Raw genomic sequence first — 26,038 nt, 5'->3', positions numbered from 1 at the left:
GTGTTCACTCCCAGTTCTACCAATGAGCGGCGAGTGCAGCCGCGGCCTGTCGATCGAGCGTCGCGGGGCGGTGAAGCGGCCTCGGGGGTAGTCTCGAGGGAGAACTCTGTGAGGAGGTCGACATGGTCACGATCCTTCCCGACCCTGTGGAGGGACTACCACCGGATCCGGATGACTGGCCCGCGCCGCGCCCCGATGAACTGTCGGAGGAGGCGCTCCAGAACGAGCCTGAGGAGGTGGCCGCAGTTCTGCACGAGAGCCCGACGCCGATGGAGGCGGACGAGGCCGACCTGTTGGACCAGCGCCGCGACGTGGAGTTCGACCAGGAGGAAGACCAGGGCTGAGCGGGGGTATCCCTCAGGACTCGGCGGGGTGGAAGTCAGCCGCGGCTTCAGCGAACGCGCGGATGATGCCGTCGTTGAACGCCTCAATGTCGCGCGGGCTGCGGCTCGAGTGCAGGTTTCCGTCGCTGACGAACTCCTGATCGACCCAGGTGGCGCCTGCGTTGCGCAGGTCGGTGCGGATGCGGGTGGTGGACGTCAGGGTCCGGCCGCGGACGGCGTCGATCTCGATGAGGATCCAGGCGCCGTGGCAGATCGGGGCGACCGGCTTGTCGGCGTCCATGAACGCCTTGACGAAGGCCTGCGCGTCCTCGTTGGTGCGGATCTTGTCCGAGTTGAGCGTTCCACCGGGCAGGACCAGGCCGAGGTAGTCGTCCGGGTCGGCCTCGTCGAGGGTGACGTCGACGGTGAAGTCGTCGCCGCGGTCCCAGTCACCCTTGAGCGCCGTGATGGTGCCGGGCTCCTCACTCACCAGCACCGGCTGTCCGCCCGCGTCGAGGACGGCCTGCCATGGCTCGGTCAACTCCGGCTGCTCGACGCCGCGCTTGCAGAGGAATGCGATCTTGTGTCCGTTGAACTCCGTCATGACTCCCATTCTGTCCCTTCCGGCGCGACGCGGGTGATGCGCCACAAACGCCACCCCACAAGTCCGAACCAGGCGGGCAGCATCAGACCGTAGATCATGTACGACATGCCCATGTAGGGCCGGAACGTCTCACTGACGATGCCGAGCAATCCCGTCACCATGCCGAGGATGGCCACCGCCTTACCCGATCCGGCCCGGTGCATGACAGCCGAGAGGATCAGGATCGCGGCCGCGGTGAGGATTCCCGCCCACGACACCGCGTTCGTGGCGGCGATCAGCGCCTCGGCGGCGCCCGTGAACACGAGCAGGGCCGGGACCGCGAGCCCCACGAACGACACCAACTGCGTCAGATACACGACGGGGTGCTCCGCGATGTACTCCAGCAGCGCCCGGCCCTCCGTCGGGGGGACTGGGGCCGCGAATAGCAGGACCACGGGGACCAGGACCATGACGACGAACGCCGCAGCCGACGCGGCGCCGATCAGATAGAGGGTCCTCCAGGACGGGTCGGTGCGCGGCGGGTTCACGACTCCGATGGTTCCACCCCGCGACGCCGAGCGCCGGGGGCGTTGAGAATCGTCACGTGCGCTGCCGCAGTTCGGGGCCATGATGGTCACCATGCACCTGCCACCCCTCGCAGAACCCGGCCGACGACAGCCCCTGTTCGCCCGCCGGGGCGCCGTCGCCACCTCCCAGCCCCTCGCCGCGGAGGCGGGGCTGTCGATCCTGCGCGCCGGGGGCAACGCCGTCGACGCCGCGATCGCGATGGCCGCGTGCCTGACGGTCGTGGAACCGTGCAGCAACGGCCTGGGCTCGGACGCGTTCGCGCTGGTCTGGGACGGGGAGCGGCTCCACGGGCTCAACGGCTCCGGCCGTGCCCCCGCCGCGGCGTCGGCCGCGCGGCTGCGGGGCGACGGACGGGCCGTCATGCCGACCACGGGCTGGGAATCCGTCACCGTCCCGGGGGCGGTCCGCGGCTGGGCGGACCTGCACCAGCGCTTCGGGCGGCTGGGGTTCTCCGAGGTCCTGGCGCCCGCCGTCGCCCTGGCTGTCGAGGGTTTCCCGGTGTCCGGGGTCGTCGCCTGGGGGTGGGGACGTGGTGTCGCGGCGGCGCAGTCGCGTCAGTCGGAGCCGAGCGCTCGGGGATTTCTGCCGCTGTTCGCGCCCGGCGGCCGGGCCCCCGGCGTCGGCGAGGTGTGGCGCAGCCCGGAGATGGCCGCCACGCTCACCGCCATCGGCGACACCGGCGGCGAGGACTTCTACCGCGGGGAACTCGCGGGGCGCATCGTCCCCTTCGCTGCCGCGACCGGGGGGCGGCTCGCCGCTGATGACCTCGCCGGTCACCGCAGCGAGTGGGTCACGCCCATCAGCGCCCGGTACCGCGACCACGAGGTGTGGGAGATCCCGCCGAACACCCAGGGAATCGCCGCGCTCATCGCCCTGAACGTCCTCGATGGCTTCGCGCCCGAGGAGGCGGCCGACTGGCACCGGCAGATCGAGGCGGTGAAGCTGGCGCTGGCCGACGCCCATGCGCTCGTCGGTGACCCGGGAGTCGTCGATGTGCCCGTCGAGGAACTGCTGTCGGCAGCGCACGCGACCGCCCGCCGCGCCGCCATCGGGCCGCGGGCCGTGCCTCCCGGTGCCTTGGATCCCCGCTCCTCTGACACCGTCTACCTCTGCGCGGCCGACGGCAGCGGGATGATGGTGAGCTTCATCCAGAGCAACTTCCACGGTTTCGGATCCGGGGTGGTCGTGCCAGGAACGGGCATCTCGCTGCAGAACCGCGGCGCCGGCTTCTCGCTCGAGCCGGGGCACCCCAACGAGCTGGCCCCGGGCAAGCGCCCGTTCCACACGATCATCCCCGGGTTCCTCACCCGCGCCGGCGCCCCCGTCGGGCCCTTCGGCGTGATGGGAGGCGACATGCAGGCGCAGGGCCATGTGCAGCTGGTTCTGCACACCGTCGACGGCGGAGACGACCCCCAGACCGCGCTCGGCCGCCCGCGCTGGTTCTGGGACCCGGGGACGGGCCGGGTGCAGGTGGAAGGTGCGGCAGGGAAGGGCGTCGTGACGCGCCTGCGTGGGCAGGGCCACGACGTCGAGGTCGCGGCGAACCCGGCGGTCTTCGGGCGCGGACAAGCCATCTGGCGGCTGGACCCGCACGACTCGGCCAGCGTCCTCGTCGCGGGCTCGGAGCCGCGGGCTGACGGCTACCCGATGGGCTGGTGAACCCCGGCTCGGAACAGGCCACAGCGGTCAACGCCTTCCTCCTGGCCGGGCTCCTCGCCCCAGGTGGCTTCGCCGCCCCGGGCGGGACCCCCGACCTCGCGCTGCTCCGCCGGGCCATCGACGCGTGCCTCAGAGCGCCCGACCGGAGCGTCGGCCTGGGACGGTTCATGCAGCGCGTGCGGGGGCGGGGCGGCGACCTCTACTGGGAGGACTCCCCGCCCGATCTCACCTGGCACATCCGGTCCGTCGACCCGGTGCCGGGTGTGCAGGGCTTGGCCGACCTCGCCGCACAGCTGATGACGCGGCCGTTGCCGGCGGATCGGCCGTTGTGGGAGCTGCTCGTCGTCCCGGGCGCGACCCCCACGGCACCCGGGATCATCCTGCGCGTCCACCACTGTGTCGCCGGCGGGGTGGCGGGCGTCCGGCTGGTCCGGGAGCTTTTCGGGGGCGACGCCGATGAGACGAGGGCCGCGCCCACCATCGCCGCGCCCCGCCGGCCTACGAGCCTGCGTCGGCGCATCCGCAGAGTGGCCGCAGGCCTCGTGAGGGTCGCGGCGGTGATCCGGCCCACCGTCGCACGCACCGTGCTGCTCGGCCCCATCGGACCGCGCCGCGGCGTCGCCTTCGTCGACGGCGACCTGGGTGCCGTGAGCGCGGGAGCCAAGCGTGTTGGGGCGACGGTGAACGACGCCCTGCTGGCCGCCGTCGCAGGCGGAGCCGAGGCCGCGCTGCGCGAGGCCGGCCAGCCGGTGCCGCACGTCCTCCCCGCCAGCGTCCCGGTGGCCCTCCCGGGTGGGCACGGGCGGTCGGGCAACGCTGTAGGAGTGATGCTCGCGCGGCTCCCGACTGGCGTGGCCGACGCCGCTGACCGCATGGTCCGCATCGCGGCCGTCACCCGCGAGGCGAAGGAGGCGGCCCGCGACCAGGGCAGCTTCGAACTCACGCGGAGCCGCTGGGGTTCGCGGATCTTCGCTCGCCTCGCCCGGCGCCAGCGGTTCATCGCGCTGTTCGTCACCAACGTCCGGGGTCCCGAACGTCCGTTGGCCGTCGCGGGAGCGCCGCTGCTGCACGCCTGGCCCGTGGCGCCCATCCAGGGCAACGTGCGGCTCGGCGTGGCCGCGATGTCCTATGCGGGGCGGCTGGAGGTCGCGGTGCACGCCGACGCGGACGCGCTCAACGCAGCGGTGCTGGGACGCGCGCTGGCTGCGGAGCTCCGGCGAGGAAGCGCACCAGCGCCGCAAGGCTGACGAGGACGACGACGGAGACCATGACGGTGGGCGGGAGCGTGCCAGGGAATCCGTGCCCGGCGATCAGCAGCATGGCGGCGACGATGCTCGTGCCCATCAGGGCGGAGAAGACTAGCCACGGCGCGGCCCAGGTGAGGCCGTCCGCGCGGAGCCGCAGAGCGCCCAGGCCGGTGATCACGAACGCGGGCAGCACCACCGAGAGGTCGATGACGTGGATGGGGTTGACCCACAGCCCGGCCTCTTCGAGGCTGGCGGGGAGCTGGCCGCTCGCCGTCGCCGGGATGAGCTCGGAGAGCCACAGGCCCCCGAACAGGATTCCGGTGGCGATCAGGGTCCAGCCGGCCAGTCTCCGGGCCGGGGCGGCGGGGACGGGCGCGGGCGCGGCCCGGAACGCGTCGATGTGCCGGATGACCGCCCAGGCGCTGAGTCCAAGCACGGCCACGTAGACGAGGAAGAGCGGACTGAAGTGCACCGCCATGGCGTAGACGACGAAGGCGTAGATGACGTAGAGCAGGGTGCCCAGCCACACGGCGCCCGCCCGGTACGACCCTGCCCGGTAGCGCTGCGCCGACCAGAGGAGCACGACCGCGGCGATGAGGTTGCCCACGTCCTGTCCCTGGGCCTGCAGCATCCAGTTGACCGTCTCCTGGGCGTAGACGCGGGGGAGGAACAGGCCGGCCAGGCTGGACACGATCATGAGGGCTGCGATGGGGAGGGACCAGGTCAGGGGGGACGACGACGTCCGTTGCGTGAGCACGGGGGAAGACTACTGCCGCGTGTAGTAGTGCGGACCCGATTCCCGGTCAGTTCCTGCGTGCCGGGCCGTGCCGACGCGATGCCGCCCACGTCGCTGCCAAGGCCGCGGCCACCAGCGCCAAAGCCGTGCTGACCAGCGTGGCGATCCCCAGCTCGGGCGCCTGCGCCCAGAGGGAGGCAACGGGCAGGCGTGGGCCGAGCCGGGTCGGGGCATATCCCCACCAGAGGACGGGCCCGACGATGGCGCCGCCCAGGGCGAGCGCCACGCGCCACGTCCCGCTGCGCGCAGCCGTCAGCGGCAGGAGACTCAAGGCCTGCGCCAGCAGCAGACCGGGAATAATCACCGGCGCGTTCGACTCGACGGGGTTGAACCCCGGCGCGGGCGTCGGCGTGCCGAGTGCGAGATGCGTGAGGTCGGTCTGGAAACGCGACCACCTCGTCGTGTCGATGCCGGCCCCCGTGTTGGTCAGCGCGGCGATCCCGAACCCGAGCGACGGGCACGCCATCAGATAGGACTGGGAACGATAGGTGCTGCCCAGATGCTCGACGCACGACGGCAGGTCCGCCCCGTCGACGGGATCGCCCACCGACACCAGCTGCTCCCACAATGGCCGCACCACCCAGCCGGAGCCGTACTGCGAGTACGGGTCGATGGTCGTCAGGGGCTCCCGCGCTGTGGCGAGGACCTCGTCGGGCAGCTCTGTCGGAACGCTGCCCATGTGGGCCCGCAGCAACTGTGTCAGGTCCGCGGCGGTCGAGACCATGAATGCGGAGGGGACCGCTCCGGGTGTACAGGGACACGGCGTCGGCACCGTCACCACCTCGAGCCACGAGTGGTAGCCGACGGCGACGTCGTCGAGGGTGGCCGAGTCGGGACCAGCCGTGGTCTGGGCCAGCCTCAGTGGGCCGAGCACCAACTCCTCGACGGCGGCGGCGAACGGCTGCGCGGTGACCTCCTCGACGATCGCACCGAGGAGGTCGTAGTTGCTGTTGGAGTACTCGTAGCTCCCCTGCGCGCCGGCCGCCGCCGAGGTCAACGCGTGTGCGTTGTCAGCGATCGACGGGGAGCGCCCCGGCATCCACCCCCACTGCTCGAGTCCCGTCGTCGTCGTGAGGCCGGAGGTGTGCGTGAGGAGCTGCCGCACCGACATGTGCCCGACGTCCCCGTCCGCCTCCACATCCGGCAGAACCTCCGCGACCGTGGTGTCGAGGGCGAGTCGGCCGTCGGCGATGAGCCGCTGGACGGCGAGTCCGGTGAACTGCTTGCTCGTGGAGCCCAGCACGAAGGGCGTGTCCGCGGTCACGGGCCGCCCTGCTCCGGCCGTCCTCAGGTAGCTCTCCTCGTAGACGTCGCCGTCGCGGACGACGACGACCGCCACACCCGCCAGGCGCAGATCGGCCGATCGTTGCGCGATGAAGTCGCCGAGCTCCTCGGGAGTCGCCCACGACCCCGATGCAGCGGGAGGTGGCTGGGGTGCGCGCTGCCCGAGCCCGGCGGCAGCGACGATGATCCCGAGAACGGCCGCGACGGTCACCAGCGACCATCGCGCAAGCCGGACGAGACCGTCGGCGACACGCATACCTCCAGCGTCCTCAGCTTCCGAACTCCGGTCAAGTGGCGTTCTCGGCCGGTACCGTCGGGTCATGGACGCCCGAGTGAACTTCATCACCCTCGCAGTCACCGACGTGAGCGCCGCACGGCGCTTCTACGTCGAGGGGCTGGGCTGGAGGCCGGCCTTCGAGGCCGAGGGGATCATCATGATCCGCCTGGCGCCGACGTTGGTCCTCTCGCTCTGGGACGAAGACCAGTTCGAGGCCGAGGTCGGCCCGATCGCCCGCGGCGATGGCCTCGTCCCGCTCACCCTTGCGCACAACGTCCCGGCGCCGGAAGACGTCGATGGGGTGCTCGCCGATGCGGCCGCCGCGGGCGCCGGCGACGTGGTCTCGGGGCAGACCCGGGACTGGGGCGGCTACAGCGGGTACTTCGCCGACCCGGACGGGATCCGGTGGGAGGTCGCCTACAACCCGGGACCGCTCGGTGTCGAGCTCATGGAGGCGGCGGGCCTGTCCTCACCGGGCAGCGAGCCCGAGGGCGCCGCGACGTGACCGGCGGTGAGGACGCGCCCCGGTGGCGCCGGTGGCTTTACACGGCCGGTGCGGTCGCGGCGGCGGTGATCGCCGTCGTGTTCGCGACCGTGGGGGACGGCGTCGAGACCCCGGACAATGGGGGCTGGTCGCGTCTGATCGTCGCGTGGGGGCATCAGGTGGTCTGGGCCCTCCTCGCAGGAGCTCTGGCGATGGCAGCGCTGCGCGGCCGATGGCAGCGGGCCTCGGAGGGGCTGGCGGTCGCGGCCGCCGTCGTCTACGCGGCGTTTCTGGCGGCGGTGTTTCTCGGCGGGAGCTGAGCTCATCCGCACTTTTCTCGCTGGAGGGCTTCTTGCGTGCATATGCACGCAGTCGGCTCCACAGCGAGAAAGTTGCCGGGCGGTTCCGACCGGAGACGGAACCCTGGTCCCGCGGACACTAGGGGACCTGGCTCACCCCCGGCGAACCCTAGGCCTCTGGGGCCTGCGTGTCGGTCGTCCCCTCGTACAGGCCGATGTGGTTGCCGAAGGGGTCTTCGAAAATCGCCCACCAGCTGGTCTCGCTGATCGGCGCCTTGGCCATGAGCACGCGGCCACCGTTCGCCTCGGCCTTGGCGAGGGCCTCGTCGATCGAGTCCACCTCCACGTAGGACCGCGGTTGCGTGAAACCTTCACCGCGTGGCGCCAGCCCTCCTCCGCTGATCTTGTTGGGGGCCTGCCACATGGGGTAGCCCTCGAAGCCGGGCAGCTCCGCGATCTGCCAGCCGAACAGCTCGCTGTAGAAGCGCTGCGCCTGGTCGAGGTCCGTCACCGGGATGTCGATGTGGGTGATGTCTCCGTGCGGCATGCCTGTCCTCCCTCTGTGGGCCGCCGGTCCGACGGCGTCCTCGCCCGAGTCTGGCACGCGCACCAGCGCCTCCGATGGGTATGGCGGTCATCCGTGCAGGCCAAGCGCGACATTGGCTCCGCCGTGCAACATTGCGTCAGGTGGCGCGCAGGTAGCGTCGGCTCACCGTCGCCCAGCTGAATCTGCTCACCGGAGCCTGGGGATGAGGACCGGTGTGCTCGCCTTGTACGCCTCGTAGTCGGGCTGTCCGCCCCACTTGCTGTCGGCCTTCCTCTCCAGCAGCGGGACGCCACTCACCTTGGTGAGGAGAAGCGTCACGAAGAGGGGTGAGACGAGCGCGACCCATTGCCAGCCTTGGAGCGTGGGCAGCGCGATCATCGCGACACCGGTCCAGAGCACGATCTCGCCGAAGTAGTTGGGGTGCCGCGACCGTGCCCAGAGACCAGTGGAGATGAATCTGCCCGTGTGGGCGGGGTCGGCGTTGAAGCGGCTCTTCTGCAGATCCGCCGCGATCTCGATCCCGAAGCCGACGGCCCAGACCACGAACCCGATCAGGGCGAACCAGTCCAGCCCCACCCGGGTCACCGAGGTGATGGACACCCAGGCCGCGGCGGCGGTGAGCGTCACCCAGAGGCCCTGGATGGTCCATACGCTCAGAAACCGGATGATCGACGGCTTGAGGTCGTCGAAGCGGTCGTCCTTGCCCGCCCTGTGGACGCGCCGCACCAGGAAGGTGCCGAGCCGCGCCGCCCAGGCGAGCACCAGGGCCGCCAGCAGGAGCGCCCGGGCGTCGACCCCAGGGGTGAGGAGGGCGATGGCCAGGGTGATCGAGATGTAGGTCAGACTTCCGGTGAGGTCGAAGAAGCGCTCCGTCTGTGCCGCGAACGACGGCACGAACACCACCCACTGGATCACGAACGAGGCCGCCACCGCCAGCGAGAAGACAGGGATTCCAGCGACGGTGGCCCCGCCCTGCCCGCCCGCCAGCGCCACGAGCGCGCCGATCAGGACGACGAGGGGCAGCGTGATCAGTGCCGTGCGGTCAGCCGCGGGGCGGGTCACAGGAGCGCCACGATGTCGGCCTCGATCACCGACGGCTCGACCTTGGGAGCGTAACGGCGCACGACGTGACCCTCTCGGTCGACGAGGAACTTGGTGAAGTTCCATTCGATGGCATCGCCCAGCGGCACGGGGGCCTCCGTGCGGAGCCACGCGAAGAGTGGGTGCGCATCGTCCCCGTTGACCTCGACCTTGGCGAACATGGGGAAGGTCACCCCGTAGTTGAGGGAGCAGAACTCGGCGATCTGGGCGGCGTCGTCGAACTCCTGACCGGCGAACTGGTCGCAGGGGAACCCCAGAACCTCGAGCCCCTCGTCGGAGTGGGTCGAGTACAGCTTCTCCAGACCGGCGAACTGCGGGGTGAAGCCGCACTTGGAGGCCGTGTTCACCACAAGGACGAGCTTGCCCCGATACTCGGACAGCGACTGCTCCCGGCCGGAGAGGGTGGACGCGGAGAATTCGTAGAGGGTAGTCAAGAGCCAACTGTAGGTGTGCCGGTCAGCCGACGGCGACCGCGACGTCGCGCAGCGCGTAGCCGGAGATGATGTCGTCCCACCCCAGCTGAGGTTCGCGAAGCATCGTCACCCGGTGGGCGAACAGCCTTGTCAGAAGAATGTCGGTCTCCTGAATCGCCAAGGCGTTACCGGGGCACTTGTGCGGGCCGTCGCCGAAGCTCATCACCTCGGGCCCGATGCCGCGGGGGAGTGGCCGCGCGGGGCACAGGTCCAGCGGCGCCTCGCCGACGGTGGCCGGGTCGGCGTTGGCCTGGCGGATGAACAGGTCCAACAGATCGCCCGGCTCGACGGTGTAGGTGTGGCCGCCGTCGGTGAAGCTGAACCCGCGCTGGGCGCGGCGGTAGAGATGCCCGACGATGGGTTCCAGCCGCAGGATCTCGTGGAGGATGGCATAACGCTCGGGCTCGTCCGCCTGGACGTAGCGGGCGCGGAGCGCGTCGTCGCGCAGGAGGTGCAGCGTGGCCATCGAGATGAACTCGCGGGTGGTCGCCATGCCCGCGGCGCCGTAGGTGACGCACTCGATGAGGATGGCGGGGATGCCGTAGCCCTCCTTGAGGAGGTGGCTGATGACGTCCTCCTGCGGCGCCTTGCGGCGCTCACGGATGGCGGGCCGCACGTCCCACAGGTAGAACCAGAGCATGGGGACGCTGCCGCGGAACTGGCGCACAGCGCTCGCGACGCGACCCTCGGGCTCAGACGAGGCCGGGTCGAAGGACGGCTGGTCGAAGAGGCGCTCCAGGCGGCGGGCCATGCGGTCGATGCGCGAGTCGGTGAGCCCGATGACCTGGGCGGCCACCTCGGTCGAGTATCGCAGGGACACGTCGTCGAGCCGGGCCTGACCGTCTGCCACCATCTCCGCCACCAGAGCGTCGGCGCGGGATTCCATGAGGTCGCGGTAGCGGGCAGCTACCGTCTTGGGCGCGAAGTAGCGCGCGATCTTGCTGCGCTGCTGGCGGTGCGGCTCCCCGTCCATGAAGAGGATGGGCTCGTCGGCCATGGTCCCCTCGGGGATGGACTCGGAGTTGAACCCGGCCTGCGCGGTGGCGTCGCGTTCGCGCAGGATCTGTCGGACGGCTTCGGTGGAGCGCACCCGCCACACCCCGTCGACGCGTTCGACGCGGGGTGAATCGGCCTCCCCGGGCTTGACGGAGATGCGACGACAGGAGGTCTCGGCGCTCATGTCTCCAGGCTAGGGCGACGCCGCCGATTCGGTCGCGGATCCGTTGGTCCCGGTCAGCAGCCGCAGGACGTTCGCACGATCAGCTCGGGCTTGAACACCTGGCCCTTCCCGCCCGGGTGGAGCAGCTGCCGGACCGCCGCCTTCGCCATGGCGGCCATCGGGACGCTCGCCGTCGTCAACGGTGGGATGGTGAATTCGGCCTCCGGGGAACCGTCGAAGGACGTGATCGCGATGTCGTCGGGGACGGACCGGCCGAGTCCGTGCAGGCCGGCGATCAGGCCGATGGCCTGCTGGTCCGACATGGCGAACACCGCCGTGCAGTCGGGGAAGTCCCGGACCAGACGCTCCGCAGCCTGGCGGCCACCGGCAGAGGACCAGTTGACCCGGATGATGGCGTCGCGCGGCAGCCCCTCCTCAGCGAGGACGTCGCGCCAGGCCCGCTCGCGATCGTCGACCACGGTGTGGCTGTCCGGGGTGTCCGACCCGGCGACCAGGGCGATCCGCCGGTGCCCGTGCACCTCGATGAGGTGCCGCACCGCCTCCCGGCCGCCCTCGTAGAAGTCGGGCAGAACGGAGGTCGCGTCGATGTCCGGCGGGACGAGGCTCAACCGGACCATCGTGATCTTGTTGCGCAGGATCACCTCGACGGCGGCAGGCTCGGGCACGGCCGCGGTGATGATGCCCGCGACCAGGTGCCCGCTGAGCGACTCCACCAGCTCGGCGAGATGCCCCGTCGACCCCTGCGCCAACACGAGGTTGACCCCGGCAGCCCGTGCCTCCACCTCGACCGCCTGCGCCAGCGCCGCGAAGTAGGGGTTGCGGACGTCCGGGACCACGAGCCCGACGAGGTCAGAGCGCCCCATGATGAGCGACCGCGCCGCCGCGTTGGGCCGGTATCCCAGCTTGTCGATGGCGTCCAGTACCCGCTGGCGCGTGGCCTCGGCCACCGGCCTCGGCCCGTTGTTGACCACGTAGCTGACGACGGCGGAGCTCACGCCGGCGAGGCGTGCGACGTCGTCGCGGGTCGCCCCGCGTGTCGTCCGCACCGCTCCGCTCGACATATTCTCCTCCTCACAGCTGTGGGCAAGCCTAGGGCCGCGGCCCGCGACGGCCGAAACCGCCTCAGTCGACGGCGTCGACGAGGTAGATCAGCGCGTGGTCGGGGTGCACGGACGCCTCCATGAGCCCCGCGGAGGCGAGCAGGCTTCCGGGCAGGACGACCCCGGCCTCCTCGGCCACCGGAACCAGCTTCGGCGGTCGTCCATGGGTGAGGTCGACGGTCTCGGTGGCCATATCGCGCTTGACGCCCCACCAGGCCGGCGGCCGCAGGCCGGACGGCACCCGCCCGACGAGGACGGGCGAGACGCGGTAGCGGCGGGCCGGGTCGAGCCCCGGCATCCGGAGCCGGCCTCGCAGGCTCGTGACGTGGGTCGACACCGCGGCATACGAGTAGATCGCCCGCGAACGGTCCAGGGCGACGACGCCCGTGGCCGTCAGCGACTCGTCGGGGAAGTCGAGGCGCACGAGGTCACCGCCGTGCAGGAGGTCCCGGTGCGCCTTGTGGAAGGCGATCCACTCACCCAACTCGGCGAGTTCGTCGTCGGAGGCCTGGCGCAGATCCCACTCGATGCCGAGGTGCCCGAACAGGGCAGTCGCGGCCCGGAAGTTCAGCTCGTGGGTCCGGCCGGTGGTGTGCGACGTGAGCGAGGCGATGTGCGAGCCCAGCATCTCCGGCGGCAGCAGCTGCTGCGTCCAGCGCATCATGTCCTGCCGCTCCAGCGGGTCGATGCAGTCCGACACCCACACGCGGTCGGTCCGCTGCAGGATCCCGAGGTCCACGCGGGCGCCGCCCGACGAGCACGACTCGATCTCCAGCCCCGGATGGGCCGCCTTGATCTCGTCGATCAACCGGTACACCGCCTCAGTCTGGGCGTGCACCCCGGCCCGTCCCAGCGGGTGGGTGCCGGCGTCGATGAGGTCACGGTTGTGGTCCCACTTGATGTAGCTGATGTCGTACTCGGCCAGCATCGCGAAGATCTGGTCGCGGATGTGGGCGTAGCACTCGGGGATGCCGAGGTTGATCACCTGCTGGAACCGCGTCTCGACGGGGGTCCGGCCGCCGGTCGCCATGATCCACTCGGGATGCGCGCGGGCGACGTCGGAGTCCTCGTTGACCATCTCGGGCTCGAACCACAGGCCGAACTGCATGCCGAGTTCCTTGACCCGGTTGACCAGCGGGTGGAGCCCGTTGGGCCAGACGTCGCGGGACACCACCCAGTCGCCGAGACCCGCGTGGTCGTCGCGACGGGCCCCGAACCAGCCGTCGTCGAGCACGTAGCGCTCCACGCCGACGGCGGCGGCCTTCTCCGCGAGTTCCAGCAGCGGCTCGAGCGAGTGGTCGAAGTAGACGGCCTCCCAGACGTTGATGGTCACGGGGCGCACCGACGACGGGTGCTGCGGCCGCGACCTCAGGTAGCGGTGGAACCGGCGGGCTACCTCGTCGAGGCCCACGCCGTAGGAGCCGTAGAGCCAGGGGCTGGTGTAGGACTCGCCCGGGGAGAGGACCACCTCGCCAGGGAGGAGGAGTTCGCCGCCGCCGATGACCTGCTCGCCGGTGAAGTTCCGCTCGGCGAGGTGCGTGTGGTTGCCGGACCAGCCGACGTGCACGCCCCACACCTCGCCGTCGGCGAAGCTGAAGCCGGGCACACCCGCGTGCAGGACGGTCGCGGCGTCGGCGCCGGTGCGGCCCTTGCGTCCTTCGCGGACGTGGGCGCCCACCGTGAAGGCGCGGCGCTGCGGCACCCGCTCCTTGGCCCATCGGCCTGCCTGGTCCTGGAGCTCGGACGCGACCGTCGGGACGGGATAGGCGAGGATCAGATCGTCGACGCGGTAGTCGTCGCCGCCGGTGTTGGCGAGCACCGCCCGGCTGCGCAGCACGCCGCCCGCGGTGAGCTCGAGGGTGAGGGTGATCTCGAGGCCGGCCGCGTCGTCGCGGGCCACGACGGTGAGGGTGCCCGTGCCCAGCTCGATCAGCGACGGGGCCTCGTCGGACGCCTCGCGTGGCTCACCGTCGATGAGGAGGGTGTGCGTGACGAACCGTGGCGACCACGCCGAGCCGTCGGGCCGCGAGCCGCTGAGGCCGGGACGGCCGACCCAGCCGGCCCAGTGCTCGGGGAGGATGGCCAGCCGAGTGGGGTCGTCGACCATGCTGGGCGCCGCGGGCATCACGGCGGTGAGCGCGAGGGTGGCGACGTCGTCGAGGGTGAGCTCGCCGGGGTCCGCGCCCCAGTGGAGGAGCGCGGGGAGGCGGCCGGCTGCGAGGTCGACGACGACGCCGACCCCCTCGGACCGCAGGGTGACGAAGGCGTTGACGGGGTGGCTCATGGGATCCCTCCTGGATCTGGCCGTGCTGTGTGGGGGAGCGGCCGGCGAGTTAGCGGCACTCCGTTGGCCGCCGGTCATCTACTCATGTAGACAACATGGTTGCACCCGCTGTGCCAAGAAATCAAGCGTGAAATTCTCTCGATAACAAGTTGGTAACGGAAGGTTGCGCTCTATATGTGACGCGTGTAGATTCCATCATGCAAACCCGCACACCCCCCGTCAGAGATGCCGGGGCAGTCCCAAAGAGGGGAACGTGGTGAGTACACGAACACTCGAGCACAGCCTCGACACGAACCGAAAGCGCACAAGCGACCTCCGCACTGCGCTGCTGTTCATCGCCCCCGCCGCCATCGGCTTCGTGGTCTTCTACCTCGTACCGGCTGTTCGCGGCGTCTACTTCAGCTTCACGCGCTACAACATCCTGGGCACCCCCACCTGGATCGGCACCGAGAACTTCGAGAAGATCGCGGTCGACCCGCTCTTCTGGAACGCCATGTGGGTGACCGTCGGCTACGTGCTGCTCAACATCGGCTTCCAGACGGTCATCGCAATCGTGCTGGCAGTGATGATGCAGCGGCTGACCAAGTCGATCGCGTTGCGCGGTGCGCTCCTGCTGCCGTGGCTGATCTCCAACGTCATCGCCGCCATGCTGTGGTTCTGGCTGCTGGACTACCAGATCGGCCTGTTCAACCAGGTCATCGAGTGGATGGGCGCCTCCAAGATCGCCTTCTTCGCCGACGAGACGTGGGCCATCCCCACCATCGCCTTCGTCAACGTGTGGCGGCACATGGGCTACACCGCCCTGCTGGTGTTCGCCGGCCTGCAGACCATCCCGAAGTACATCTACGAGGCCGCCTCCATCGACGGCGCCTCCGAGTGGACGTCGTTCTGGAAGATGACGCTGCCGCTGCTGCGTCCCGTGCTGGCGATGATCCTGGTCATCACGGTCACCGGCTCGTTCCAGGTGTTCGACACCGTGGCCGTGACTACGCGCGGCGGACCCGTGAACGTCACCCGCGTGATGCAGTACTACATCTATCAGAAGGCCTTCGGTGAAGGTCAGTTCGGCTACGGCAGCGCCCTGGCCGTCATCCTCTTCATCATCCTCGCCGTCCTGGCCGCCATCCAACTGCGGATGCTGCGTGCCGGCGAGTCGGACCTGGCGTAAAGGAGTCCCACCATGGCCAACCACGCTGACACCAGCACCGACGCGCCGGTGCGGAAACGAAAGAAGATGAGCGCTGGGCGGATCCTCGCCTGGGCCGTGATGATCGCCTTCCTGATCCTCTCGCTCTTCCCCTTCTACTGGATGCTTCGCACGGCGCTGTCGACCAGCCGGTCGTTGTCGTCGGACCCGTCGTCGCTGCTCCCCGTCGACTTCACGTTCGGCGCCTTCGAGCGCGTGCTCGGGCTCGCCACGCAGGAGGAGGCCATCGCCGAGGGCGGCTCCGGCGCGTCGGTGAACTTCTGGCTCTACCTGCGCAACTCGGTCATCTACGCCGGTGCGGTCACGCTCGGCCAGGTGTTCTTCTCCGCGATGGCCGCCTACGCCTTCGCCCGGCTCCGCTGGCCCGGCCGCAACCTCGTGTTCGGCATCTTCCTCGGCGCGCTGCTCGTGCCGCCGATCTTCACCAGCCTGCCCAACTTCCTGCTGATCAAGAACCTCGGCCTGCTCAACACCTTCCCGGGCATGATCCTGCCGACGTTCCTCATGACCCCGTTCGCCATCTTCTTCCTGCGCCAGTTCTTCCTGGGCATCAACCGGGAGATCGAGGAGTCGGCCTCGCTCGACGGGGCAGGGCCCTGGCGCACGTTCTTCAAGATCATCCTGCCGATGAGCACCGCGCCCATCACCACCCTCGGGATCCTCACCTTCATCACCACCTGGAACGACTACTTCTGGCCGCTCCTGGTGGGTAACTCGGAGGGCACCAAGGTGCTCACCGTCGCGCTCGGCGTCTTCAGGTCCCAGACGCCCGCCGGCTCGCCGGACTGGGCGGGCCTCATGGCCGCGACCCTCGTGGCAGCGGTCCCCGTCCTCATCCTGTTCTTCATGTTCGCCCGCAAGATCATCGATTCGATCGGGTACTCGGGCAGCAAGTAGCCCGGGCCCGCCCTCTCCCGTGTCCGTCCACTCACTCACCCCACCCGTTCCACGTAAGTGCACGAAAGGAATTCCCATGGCCACGTTCAACTTCCGTAAGGCCGGAACCGCTTTGGCGGCCGTCACGGCCCTGTCCCTCACGCTGACCGCCTGCGGCGGCGAGTCCGAGCCCGCCGCCACGAACGGCGGCGACGGCGAAGCGGTCGACACGTCTGCCGCGTCGGGCCAGATCGACTACTGGCTCTGGGACAACAACCAGAAGCCCGCCTACGAGCAGTGCGCGGCCGACTTCCAGGAGGAGACCGGTGTCTCCGTCACCATTACGCAGTACGCGTGGGACGACTACTGGTCCGGCATCACCAACGGCTTCGTCGCCGGCACCGCGCCGGACGTGTTCACAAACCACCTCTCCCGTTACCCCGAGTTCGTCACCCAGGGCCAGCTCATGGCACTCGACGCCACCCTCGAGGCCGACGGGGTGGACGTCGACGGCTACCAGGAGGGCCTCGCGGACCTGTGGGTGGGCCAGGACGGTCTGCGCTACGGCCTGCCGAAGGACTTCGACACCGTCGCCATCTTCTACAACAAGGCCCTCATCGAGGAGGCGGGCGTCGACGAGGCCGACCTCGCCGCCCTGGAGTGGAACCCCGAGGACGGCGGCACCTACGAGGAGATGATCGCCCACCTCACCATCGACAACAACGGCGTGCGCGGCGACGAGCCCGGCTTCGACAAGACGAAGGTGGCCGTCTACGGCCTCGGGCTCGACGGCGGCTCCGGCGGCGGCAACGGCCAGACCCAGTGGTCCATGTACAGCGGCACCACCGGCTGGACCGTGACGGACAAGAACCCCTGGGGCACCAAGTACAACTACGACGCCGCAGAGTTCAAGGACACCATCTCCTGGATGGCGTCGCTGGCCGAGAAGGGTTACATGCCCACCGTCGAGGCGGTCACCGGCCAGAGCTCCGGCGACATCTTCGGTGCCGGCAAGTACGCCATGATCACCAACGGCTCCTGGATGATCAACCAGATGTTCGGCTACACCGGCATCGAGACCGGCCTCGCCCCGACCCCCGTCGGCCCGTCCGGTGAGCGCGCCTCGATGTACAACGGTCTCGCCGACTCGGTGTGGGCCGGCTCGGACAACAAGGCCGCGGCCGTCAAGTGGGTTGAGTACCTCGGCTCCGCCGCCTGCCAGGACATCGTCGGCGAGGCCGGTGTGGTCTTCCCGGCCATCCCCAGCGCCACCGAGAAGGCGCAGGCTGCGTTCGCGGATCGTGGCATCGACGTCGAGCCCTTCCTGGTGCACGTGAACGAGGGCACGACCTTCCTGTTCCCGATCACCGACTACGCCTCGCAGATCAACGGCATCATGCAGCCGGCTGTGGACGCTGTGTTCACCGGTCAGGCCGACGTGGACTCGCTGGACGCCGCCAACGAGCAGGTCAACGCCCTGTTCAACGGCTGATCCACTGACCGACGAGGGGCCGGGCGGGTGACCGTCCGGCCCTTCGTCTGGTCTGAGTTGAGCAGATGGCACGTGTCGCGGCCGAGCCCACGCTCAGGCACCGCGGGGGGATCTCCGCGACTGGTGCCATCTGCTCAAACCATCCCGCCCCACAGGAGGAGCCATGCCAAGCCTGACCGTCCCGACGCCTGATCTGGTCCGGGTCCAGCCCGGACCCCGCGACACCTGGCGCGCCCCGGCCGCGGCCGGCGTCGCCGTCGACCTCATCCCAACAGCCGACGGCGGACTGACCGTCCGGCTCGCCACCTCGAGGACGCCGCTCAGCCGAGTCCATCTCCGTTGGCGCCGCACACTCCCCGCGGACGCGCTCCTCCTCGGCGACGCCTGGGAGCGCACCTACGGCGACACCTGCTGGCAGCCGCTCCGCGCCGACGTCGCGCACCCGTGGATGGTGCTCGCACACTCGCCAGCCGCCGGGTCCACGTGGGGCGCCGGCGTCGACGTCCGCGCCGGATCGTTCGCCTTCTGGACCGTGGACGACGCGGGAGTCTCGCTCTGGCTCGACGTCCGCGCCGGGTCCGACGCGGTGCTCCTGGGCAACCGCCAGCTGACCGCCGCCGTCGTCCGGTTCGTCGACGGCGGCGACCCGTTCACGGTCCAGGGCGCGCTGGCCGCCGCGCTCTGCCGCGACCCGCGACCCACCGGTCCGCTCGTCGGCGCCAACAACTGGTACTACGCCTACGGCCGCGACTTCGACGCCGACGCCGTCGTCCGCGACGCCCGCACGATCGCCGACCTCGTCGGCGACCATCCCGTCCGGCCATTCGGTGTCGTCGACGACGGGTGGAGCATCGACGGCACCGCCGACGGCCTGCCCGCCTCGGGCGGCCCCTGGGACGTCGGCCGCCCAGGCGAGTTCCCGAACATGGCGGAGGTCGCCGCCCGCATCGCCGCGGAGGGGGTGCGGCCGGGGATCTGGTTCCGCCCGCTCCAACACCGGTGGCGGCCGGAGGCCGGCGGGCTGCGTCCGTGGGAGGGCGGCTGGGCCCTCGACCCGAGCCATCCCGCGACGCTCGAGCGCGTCACCGGCGACGTCCGCCGCATCCGCGAGTGGGGCTTCGAGCTGATCAAGCACGACTTCTCCACCTTCGAAGCACTCGGCCAGTGGGGACCGACCATGGGCCCCCGCCCTGTCGCCGACGGCGTGCACGTCCACGACCGCACCCGGACCACCGCCGAGGTGCTGGTCGACCTCTACCGGACGATCCGGGCTGCCGCCGGCGACGATGGGGTCGTGCTCGGGTGCAACGTCGTCGGGCACCTCGCCGCGGGCCTCGTCGAGGCGCAGCGCACCGGCGACGACACGTCCGGCCTGGTCTGGGAGCGCACCCGGCGCGTGGGCGTCAACACGCTGGCGTTCCGGCTGGCCCAGCACGGGCGGTTCTTCGCCGTCGACGCGGACTGCGTGCCCAGCACCCTGGGCACCGACTGGGGCAAGAACCGGCAGTTTCTCGACCTGGTCGCCCGATCGGGGACGGTGCTGTTCGTGTCGGTCGACCCCGCCACGCGCACCGAACGGGTCGACGCGGATCTCGCCGCCGCGCTGAGACTGGCCCTCGACGGCGGCGCCCCTGGGGGCGTCCGTCCGCTGGACTGGCTGCACACGGCCACTCCCTCCCGCTGGCGCACCGGCGACGCCACGATCCACTACGACTGGCTCGCCCACGAGGGGGCCGACCCGTTCGACGCGACCGAGTCCGCGTCCCCGTCCGAGTGAGGGGGACCTGCACTTTTCTCGCTGTGGGGCTTCCTGCGTGCATATGCACAGGAGAGGCTCCACAGCGAGAAACCTGCAGACCACTAACCGAGACCCGCCGCGCCTGACAACGGATTCTGTCCGAAGGTTACGTTGACTCACCCCGCAGTCAGACGGCAAAGTGCCACCGATTGGCGATCGTGGGGCGCCGAGGACCCTCCAACGGGAAGGTGGTGCGTCGGGTGCACGTGAACCCCTGCCCGGTGGCGGACGCGGTCGCCAGGCGCGTCGTGTCCGCGCTCCGCACCGATCAGCTGATCCTCGTCTGCGCCCCGCCGCCGTACCACCCGCGGCGCATCGTCGACCGCGCCGTCGCGCTCCTCGATGTCGGACGGGTCACGCGGCTGCGCCTCACCGGCGACGAGCCTCAGCCGTCGGTCATCGACGCCGACCTCGTCGTCCTCCATGTCGACGACGCCGATGACCGGGCAGCGCAGCGCGTCCGGAGGCTGTTGGGGGACCCGGCGCTGGTCGGTACGAGGGTGGTCGTCGCGGCCGAGCTCGACGGATGCGACTGGGCAGAGCTGCTGACAGTCGACCGGATCCTGCGGCACCAGGACCTCGTCCTCACCGAGGACGAGATCCTCGCCGTCCACCCCGAAGCCGCGGACCCCGTCGTCCTCCACCAGATCCTCCACCAGACCGGAGGGGTGCCGGCCCTCTCGCACGTGCCGTACAGCGACCCGCGCCGCTACGCGCTCGAGGTTGAGGAGGCGGCCCGCCCGTGGGCCGCCGTCGTCTTGCCACAGGTCCATCGCGACCCCCTGCTGCGGCTTCAGGCAACCCTGGGCCGTGCCGGCGACGACACCGTCGCCACCGTCGCCACCGCACTCCTGGAGCGGACGGTCACGCCGCAGGAGGTGCGCGAGCTGCGGGAGTCGTCCACGGCGGTGACGGTCGCCGGCCCGCACCGATCCAGCCTGCCGGACGGGCTGACCAGCGCCGTCTTCCGCGCCTGGGGGGACGCCGACCCCGCGGCGGTCGATGCGTGGCACGCCGACGTTCTCAAGACGGGCGACGCCGTCGCCCCGGACCTCACCGGGTTGGAACGCATCCGCGTCTACTCGACGCTCGGAGAGTGGGAGCGGGTCGACGAGGTCCTCGCGACCACGATGCACCCGCTCGTCCACCTCACCGCCGCCCATGTCACGTGCGTCCGCAGCGCCTGGCCGAAGCACTTCCCGCCCGCCCTGCGCCACCTCACCAGGGCCCGGCGCTACCTCGACGGCCTGGAGCGGCCGGCCCGCATCAGCTCCTCGACACCCGAGGCGTGGCAGGACCTGGGATACCTCCTGTCCGCCCAGCGGGCTCCCGAGCCCGGGTCGACCCTGGCGAGACTGCGCGAATGGTTCGATCCGCTCGCCGCGGGCGGGCGGCCGGCGAGCGCGACGCAGGCGCGCCGCCAACTCCTCGACGCTGCCAGATGGCTGGTTGCCGAAGCGGCCACCGGGCTGTCGCTGGACCGGAGGCGGCACGACGAGGCCGCCGTGGTGTGCGGGACCCTCCTCGGCGCCGCCGATGCCGGCCTCGTGCTCGGCGAGATGGGGATCGCCCGCGACTGCTCCTCGGCCGCGGTGCGCATGAGCATGGACATGGGCGCGCGCATGGACCACTACTCGGGCCTCCGTCGCGGCGTCATGCTGCGCGCCGCGCTCATGGCCGCGCACGGCGGCCTGCCCCGCGCCGCCGAGGCCCAGCTCGCCGAGGCTGACCGGTACCGCGTGGGGCCGGAGGCGTCCCAGGACGCGCTGCGCTCGCTGGCGGCCGCCTACGCGGTGCTGGACCTGGGACAGGCCGGGCCGGAGGAGGCGCCGCTCGTGGACCCGGACCGCGCGTGGGCTCCTCACGAGTCGACCATTCGGACCCTCGAGCTAGCGCTGTGGCGGGGTCCGGAGGCCGGCGCCAGGTGGGCCGGGTCCATGCTGCAGCGCGCCGCGTGGGCGGGCCGCCCCGGCTGGGAGTGGTGGCCGCTGCAGAGCGTGCTCGTGATGCTGCTGCTGCGCCGCGGCATGATCGGCCAGGCCAGGGGCGTCCTGGAACACGCCCAGGTCCCCGGATCGCTCAACGCGGTGCTCCTGGCCGCGCTGGAGTGCGCGGCCGGCCGGACGGGTGCCGCGGCCGCGCAACTCGACCATGCACTGCGCTCGGATCAGCTGTCCAACCGGTGGCGCATCGTCGCGACGGGGGTGCAGATCGCCTGCGTCGTCGACGACCCGGCGCGCGCGGACGACGTCCGCGTCCTCGCCAACTCGCAGGACTGGGGCAACGTGCTGGGCGCGCTCGCCGTCCTGCCCGACGCCGCCCTGACGGCCATCGCGCCGCTGATGGGGCAGCGCCTGGCCCGGTATCCAGGGCTCGTCGTCGCCCCGAATCCCGTGGCTGGAGGCGTCGACGGGGCCCTCACCCGCCGCCAGCGGGAAGTCCTCCAGGCGCTCGCCGAGGGCGGGACCATGGCCGATGTCGCCCGGCGACTCGTGGTGAGCACCGAGACAGTGCGCTCGACGGCCAAGGCCGCCTACAAGCGGCTGGGCGCGGGGGACCGGGCTGGAGCGCTGGCGATCGCCCGGGCACGCGGCCTCATCTGACGCTGGACGCGCTGGACGCAGCGGACGCGCGGGTGGCAGTGGGTGAACCGGGTGAAGTCGTGGGTGAATCCGGAGAGCGGCCGGGGGGAAGCAGTCGACCTTCGGCGGGTGGATCACTAACGAAAGTGCATGGCGGGAGCGTGATGCCGGTGGCATGGGGGTGATTCCCGGTCCTCACCCGGGCGCCGCGGTCCCGATGCGGCACCGCATCGTGCCCAGTAGACATGGGGTCACGGCGCCGGCCTCGCGGGATGGCACACGCACCACCCACCGCGGGCCGTGGCGCACCCCACCTGCACCGAGGAGAACCCATGAGCACCACGTCCCCCGTGTCGAAGCGCCGGATCGGCGCCGTCGTCGCCGCTGTCGCCACGTTCGCGATCGTCTCGGCCTCGGCCGCCACGCTGGGCGGCCTCGACAACCAGTCACTGGGCGCGAACAGCAACACCGTCGTCGCCCCCGTCGAGAACGGGGTGACCCTCACGTTCGACACCTCCTACGACGCGGCCGCGCAGGCGTACGTCGTGACCGCCGTCGACCTCCAGGCGACCGACCCGGCAGAGACCATCTCCGACGACGCCGAGATCAAGCTGACGCTCGTGGACGCTGCCGACGCCGTGCTGGTCGAGTACGTCAGCACCGACGGCGGCGAGACCTGGACCGATCCGGCTGTCACCGTGACCGCCCACGATGTGGCGCGCGCGTCGGTCGTCATCGACGGTGGGGTCGTGGCGGTCTCCGCGTCCGAGATCGACTGACCGCCGGCATCGTGCGTCGAGTGGGGCCTTGGGCGCTGACGCTCCTGCTCGTCGCGGCCGTCTGGCCGGCGACGTGGGGCGGCATCACCGGGCTGACCTTCGTCCAGGGCCACTCGATGGAGCCGACCTACTACACCGGTGACCTCGTGCTGACGATCAGGCAACCCGCCTACGAGGTCGGCGACGTCATCTCGTTCCAGGTGCCGCCCGGTCAGGCGGGGGAGGGCGGCCGCGCCATCCACCGGATCAGCGCGGTCGGCACGCTCGACGGCGCCGAGGCGTACGTCACCCTCGGGGACAACAACGCGGAGGCCGACCCGTGGCTCACTCCGTCCCGGCACATCATGGGCAGGGCGGTCGCCCACGTGCCGAAGGTCGGGCTGCTGCTCGGGTCGTCGCTGCAGCGAATCCTGCTGGGGGGCGCGGCTGCTCTGGTCGTCCTGGCGCTGCTGTGGCCGAGCCGGGCGCCGACGCCGGATTCGGAGCCGGCAGCGTGACGACCCCCCGTGTCCGCGCCCGTGTGGTCGTCGTCCTGGCCGCCGTCATCCTGGGCCTCGGTCTGGTGACGAGCTCGGCCGCCACGCTCGGTGGGCTCGTCGTGGCCCCGCTCGGCGGGGCGCGCGCGGATGTCGGCGGCGCAACGACCGTCACGCTCGACTGGAACGTCGGCGTCCCCGCGGTCTCCTTCGGCCGCCTGCAGAACGTCAGGGTCTCCTCGGCCGACGAGTTCGGGCCCGACGCCCGCATCGAGGTCACCGCCCGGGGTGCGGGCGGGGCCTGCGGCGGGGCGGCCGCCGTGGGGGAGTCGGGGGCCGTCGTCGTCGAGTTTCCCGGCTGCACCCTGGCGCTCGTCGACCTGGCGGGGGTGACGGCGGTCGCGGTGAGCCGCGGCGAGGCCGTCGTGCTGGAGGGCGACCTCGGCGGCGTCCGGGGGACCGTGTCGGCATTCCGCGGCGAGGTGGTCGAACCCGCAGCCGCGTCGGCGGATTTCGCGCTGGTCGAGCGCGACGGGTTCCGCTACCTCGCCACGGTCAGCGTGGACGTGCCGGCGGCCCGGCCGGACGAGGTGGACGGAGCTCGGCTGCTGCTCAGCCTCGAGGGGGCCGGTGGTGCGGTCGCTGTCGCCCGGGTCGGAGACAACGGTGTGGCCGTGGTGCCGGGAGGCGCCGGGTCGCGCGTCACCGTGGACCTGGCCCGGGTGCTGACGGAGCTGCCGCGGGCGGCCGGTGTCGCGGGATTCGCGATCCTGGTCCTGCGCCCGCAACTCCTGATCGCGGCAGGGGGAGGTGGGTACGCGGTGACGACGGCGGGCTCCACGGTCGACGTGACCGACCCCACCCCGACGCCCACCCCGGACCCCGGGCCGGATGCGTCGGGGCTCGTGCCGGTCGCCACCTCCGCGGGCCACGTCGTGCGACAGCGGTCCCTGGCCTGGAGCGACGACGGCTACTGCTTCGCGTTCGTCGTCGTCGGCGACGAGCCGGAGAAGCAACGGTGGACGGCCACGTTCGACACCCGGCTCCCGCCGATGCGGGGCATGGATCCCACGGCGATCCAAATGTGGAACGGGGAGACGATCGCCTTCGATGCGGATTCTGGACTGTGGACCGTCGGCGGCACCGGACCTAACCGCAACATCAAGGACGGGGAGACCTCGGCCGAGGTCGGCTACTGCGTCGCCGTGCCGTCGGCGCCCGCGGCCACCGCGACACCGTAAGCGTCAGGCGAGCGTCTTGGCCATCAGATCGCCTCGCCGCTCGAAGCCGACGTGCTCGAGGTAGTGGCGGTGGACGTCGGTGGTGGGCGCCGCCGTCACCTCCCGGATTCCGTGGGCGCGCAACGCGCTGGTGCGGGCACCGTAGATCCACCGACCGAGCCGTGAGTCGCGGTAGGCGGGGAGCACGTAGTCCAGGGCCAGGTGCAGGGAGTCGCCGTCGCGGGTCCCGAGGACTGCCCCGGCGGGCATGCCCTCGCGCATGAGGACGAAGGCGGTGTCGGACGGCCGCCGGCGGTACTCCGGCTGGGAGGCGGCGATGTCGTCCTCGTGCGAGTGCAGGAAGTCGACGAGGAACGGCGCGTCCGGCGCGATGGGGACGGCGCCCAGCTCGGTGGAGCTGCTGAACTCCTTGGACAGCGCGAGGACGTGGAACACGACGATGGTCGCGTTGGCGAGGATGATCGGGATCGAGCCGATGAGCGCGCCATAGCCGACGTAGAAGACCGACCCGATGAGCGAGATGGTGCGGATCTTCACGATCGAACTCATGGCGAATGACAGCACGACGAAGGCGGAGGCGATGTAGCCGACGAGCTCGATCCAGTTCATGAGGCAGCTTCCCACGTCAGCCCGGCTGGGCAGGCCGTCATCCGGTCGTCGAGGTCGAGTCCAGGACGCGCAGCAGCGGCGCGTAGTGGTTCCCGACGGCGGCGCGGTAACCCTCCAGGTCCCGCGACACCGCCGCGTCGAGCATTGCCCGGTGGGCCGCGACCGTGTCCGCGATGTCGCGCGGCGTCGGCACGCCCAGCCGCGGAGCCAGGCGGGTGTGTACGTCCCAGAACGCGGCCACGAGCTCGCTGTACAACTCGTTGCCCAGCATCGACGCCAACGCGAGGTGGAATGCCCTGTCCTCGGCCGCGAACGCCTCATTGCGCTCGCTGTGCTCGGCCATCGCGTCGCACAGCGCCTTCAGCTCGACGGCGACGGCGTCGTCCATCCGCTCGACGACGGCGTCAGCCAGCGCGTGGTCCAGACCGCTGCGCACCTCCACGATCTGCCGCAGCGACTGGAAGTCCTCACCGGGCAGCACCACGCCGCGGAACCCGAGCCCTTCGACCAGCGGCCTGAGCGACATCTGTCCGACGAACGTCCCTGTGCCGTGCCGCACCTCGAGGATGTCGAGCGCCACCAGGGTCCGCACGGCCTCACGCAGGTTCCCGCGCGACACGTCCAGCAGGTCCACCAGCTGCGCCTCGGTGGGCAGCGGGTCGCCCGGCTGCAGCCCCTGATCAAGGATCAGCTCCTTGACGGCCTGGATGGTAGCCCTCAGGCGCTGCGGTTCGTTCCTGGCCATGTGTACCC

At 70.9% G+C, this 26,038-nt stretch carries 25 protein-coding genes; 13 read left to right on the top strand and 12 right to left on the bottom strand.

What is annotated here, in order from left to right:
* Positions 1-122: 122 nt before the first annotated feature.
* Positions 123-344 (top strand): hypothetical protein, encoded by a 222-nt coding sequence (locus BCR15_RS02045; RefSeq protein ID WP_068749936.1) that lies wholly within the window; start codon positions 123-125, stop codon positions 342-344.
* Positions 345-357: 13 nt separating this feature from the next.
* On the opposite strand, the gene BCR15_RS02040 is transcribed toward BCR15_RS02045, so the two are convergent.
* Together BCR15_RS02040 and BCR15_RS02035 are read right to left on the bottom strand one after the other, a co-directional pair.
* On the bottom strand, positions 358-927 hold the full coding sequence (locus BCR15_RS02040; protein ID WP_068749934.1) for a type 1 glutamine amidotransferase domain-containing protein: 570 nt from the start codon (positions 925-927) through the stop codon (positions 358-360).
* On the bottom strand, positions 924-1,454 hold the full coding sequence (locus BCR15_RS02035; RefSeq protein ID WP_068749932.1) for a hypothetical protein: 531 nt from the start codon (positions 1,452-1,454) through the stop codon (positions 924-926). Before BCR15_RS02035 ends, BCR15_RS02040 begins: the two co-directional genes overlap by 4 nt.
* A gap of 91 nt (positions 1,455-1,545) precedes the next feature.
* Here BCR15_RS02035 and BCR15_RS02030 point away from each other — a divergent pair, with 91 nt between their 5' ends.
* Positions 1,546-3,153 carry a gamma-glutamyltransferase family protein gene (locus BCR15_RS02030; protein ID WP_083196568.1) on the top strand — a complete coding sequence of 536 codons (1,608 nt, stop codon included), beginning with the start codon at positions 1,546-1,548 and terminating at the stop codon, positions 3,151-3,153.
* Positions 3,150-4,400: a wax ester/triacylglycerol synthase domain-containing protein gene (locus BCR15_RS02025; RefSeq protein ID WP_068749930.1), complete on the top strand. Its 1,251-nt coding sequence runs from the start codon at positions 3,150-3,152 to the stop codon at positions 4,398-4,400. The genes BCR15_RS02030 and BCR15_RS02025 overlap by 4 nt, the downstream gene beginning before the upstream one ends.
* Here the strand turns inward: BCR15_RS02025 and BCR15_RS02020 are convergent.
* Complete coding sequence (locus BCR15_RS02020; RefSeq protein ID WP_141679992.1) at positions 4,327-5,157, bottom strand: hypothetical protein; 831 nt, start codon at positions 5,155-5,157, stop codon at positions 4,327-4,329. The genes BCR15_RS02025 and BCR15_RS02020 overlap by 74 nt on opposite strands.
* A 46-nt stretch (positions 5,158-5,203) precedes the next feature.
* Entirely contained in the window at positions 5,204-6,736 is a 1,533-nt protein-coding gene (locus tag BCR15_RS02015; protein ID WP_068749926.1) for a serine hydrolase domain-containing protein, read from the bottom strand.
* A 64-nt stretch (positions 6,737-6,800) separates the two neighbouring features.
* Between BCR15_RS02015 and BCR15_RS02010 the strand changes: the two genes are divergently transcribed.
* Complete coding sequence (locus tag BCR15_RS02010) at positions 6,801-7,262, top strand: VOC family protein (protein ID WP_068749924.1); 462 nt, start codon at positions 6,801-6,803, stop codon at positions 7,260-7,262.
* A complete protein-coding gene (locus BCR15_RS02005; RefSeq protein WP_068749922.1) occupies positions 7,259-7,561 on the top strand; it encodes a hypothetical protein in 303 nt (100 codons plus the stop codon). Before BCR15_RS02010 ends, BCR15_RS02005 begins: the two co-directional genes overlap by 4 nt.
* Before the next feature lie 148 nt (positions 7,562-7,709).
* Here BCR15_RS02005 and BCR15_RS02000 read toward each other — a convergent pair whose 3' ends face one another.
* The 6 genes from BCR15_RS02000 to BCR15_RS01975 form a co-directional block, all read right to left on the bottom strand.
* Entirely contained in the window at positions 7,710-8,087 is a 378-nt protein-coding gene (locus BCR15_RS02000) for a VOC family protein (RefSeq protein ID WP_068749920.1), read from the bottom strand.
* A gap of 186 nt (positions 8,088-8,273) precedes the next feature.
* A complete protein-coding gene (locus tag BCR15_RS01995; RefSeq protein WP_068749918.1) occupies positions 8,274-9,149 on the bottom strand; it encodes a DUF1295 domain-containing protein in 876 nt (291 codons plus the stop codon).
* A complete protein-coding gene (locus tag BCR15_RS01990; RefSeq protein ID WP_068749916.1) occupies positions 9,146-9,622 on the bottom strand; it encodes a glutathione peroxidase in 477 nt (158 codons plus the stop codon). Before BCR15_RS01990 ends, BCR15_RS01995 begins: the two co-directional genes overlap by 4 nt.
* A gap of 22 nt (positions 9,623-9,644) precedes the next feature.
* Positions 9,645-10,841 carry a cytochrome P450 gene (locus tag BCR15_RS01985; RefSeq protein WP_068749914.1) on the bottom strand — a complete coding sequence of 399 codons (1,197 nt, stop codon included), beginning with the start codon at positions 10,839-10,841 and terminating at the stop codon, positions 9,645-9,647.
* Between the two features lie 53 nt (positions 10,842-10,894).
* Positions 10,895-11,902, bottom strand: a complete 1,008-nt coding sequence (locus tag BCR15_RS01980) for a LacI family DNA-binding transcriptional regulator (protein WP_068749912.1) — start codon at positions 11,900-11,902, stop codon at positions 10,895-10,897.
* A gap of 61 nt (positions 11,903-11,963) precedes the next feature.
* Positions 11,964-14,225, bottom strand: a complete 2,262-nt coding sequence (locus BCR15_RS01975; RefSeq protein WP_068749910.1) for an alpha-galactosidase — start codon at positions 14,223-14,225, stop codon at positions 11,964-11,966.
* A 256-nt stretch (positions 14,226-14,481) separates the two neighbouring features.
* Between BCR15_RS01975 and BCR15_RS01970 the strand changes: the two genes are divergently transcribed.
* From BCR15_RS01970 to BCR15_RS01935, 8 genes are all read left to right on the top strand, one after another.
* Positions 14,482-15,393, top strand: a complete 912-nt coding sequence (locus BCR15_RS01970; protein ID WP_228383368.1) for a carbohydrate ABC transporter permease — start codon at positions 14,482-14,484, stop codon at positions 15,391-15,393.
* A 12-nt stretch (positions 15,394-15,405) separates the two neighbouring features.
* Entirely contained in the window at positions 15,406-16,329 is a 924-nt protein-coding gene (locus BCR15_RS01965; protein ID WP_068749906.1) for a carbohydrate ABC transporter permease, read from the top strand.
* Between the two features lie 76 nt (positions 16,330-16,405).
* Complete coding sequence (locus tag BCR15_RS01960) at positions 16,406-17,800, top strand: ABC transporter substrate-binding protein (protein ID WP_068749904.1); 1,395 nt, start codon at positions 16,406-16,408, stop codon at positions 17,798-17,800.
* A 163-nt stretch (positions 17,801-17,963) separates the two neighbouring features.
* A complete protein-coding gene (locus BCR15_RS01955) occupies positions 17,964-19,577 on the top strand; it encodes an alpha-amylase family protein (RefSeq protein ID WP_228383369.1) in 1,614 nt (537 codons plus the stop codon).
* Positions 19,578-19,798: 221 nt separating this feature from the next.
* A complete protein-coding gene (locus tag BCR15_RS14860; RefSeq protein WP_083196564.1) occupies positions 19,799-22,201 on the top strand; it encodes a helix-turn-helix domain-containing protein in 2,403 nt (800 codons plus the stop codon).
* A 311-nt stretch (positions 22,202-22,512) separates the two neighbouring features.
* Entirely contained in the window at positions 22,513-22,959 is a 447-nt protein-coding gene (locus BCR15_RS14855) for a hypothetical protein (protein WP_068749903.1), read from the top strand.
* Positions 22,960-22,979: 20 nt separating this feature from the next.
* Entirely contained in the window at positions 22,980-23,456 is a 477-nt protein-coding gene (locus BCR15_RS14850) for a signal peptidase I (RefSeq protein WP_068749901.1), read from the top strand.
* Positions 23,453-24,676 (top strand): hypothetical protein, encoded by a 1,224-nt coding sequence (locus BCR15_RS01935; protein WP_141679990.1) that lies wholly within the window; start codon positions 23,453-23,455, stop codon positions 24,674-24,676. Before BCR15_RS14850 ends, BCR15_RS01935 begins: the two co-directional genes overlap by 4 nt.
* A 3-nt stretch (positions 24,677-24,679) precedes the next feature.
* Here BCR15_RS01935 and BCR15_RS01930 read toward each other — a convergent pair whose 3' ends face one another.
* Complete coding sequence (locus BCR15_RS01930) at positions 24,680-25,285, bottom strand: GNAT family N-acetyltransferase (protein ID WP_068749897.1); 606 nt, start codon at positions 25,283-25,285, stop codon at positions 24,680-24,682.
* Positions 25,286-25,322: 37 nt separating this feature from the next.
* Positions 25,323-26,030, bottom strand: a complete 708-nt coding sequence (locus BCR15_RS01925; RefSeq protein ID WP_068749896.1) for a FadR/GntR family transcriptional regulator — start codon at positions 26,028-26,030, stop codon at positions 25,323-25,325.
* Between the last annotated feature and the right edge of the window lie 8 nt (positions 26,031-26,038).

The organism is Tessaracoccus lapidicaptus, from assembly GCF_001693815.1.
Taxonomy (GTDB): Bacteria; Actinomycetota; Actinomycetes; order Propionibacteriales; family Propionibacteriaceae; genus Arachnia; species Arachnia lapidicapta.
The sequence above is the reverse complement of the archived record's forward strand: the minus strand, read 5'-3'. Positions and strand labels throughout refer to the sequence as shown.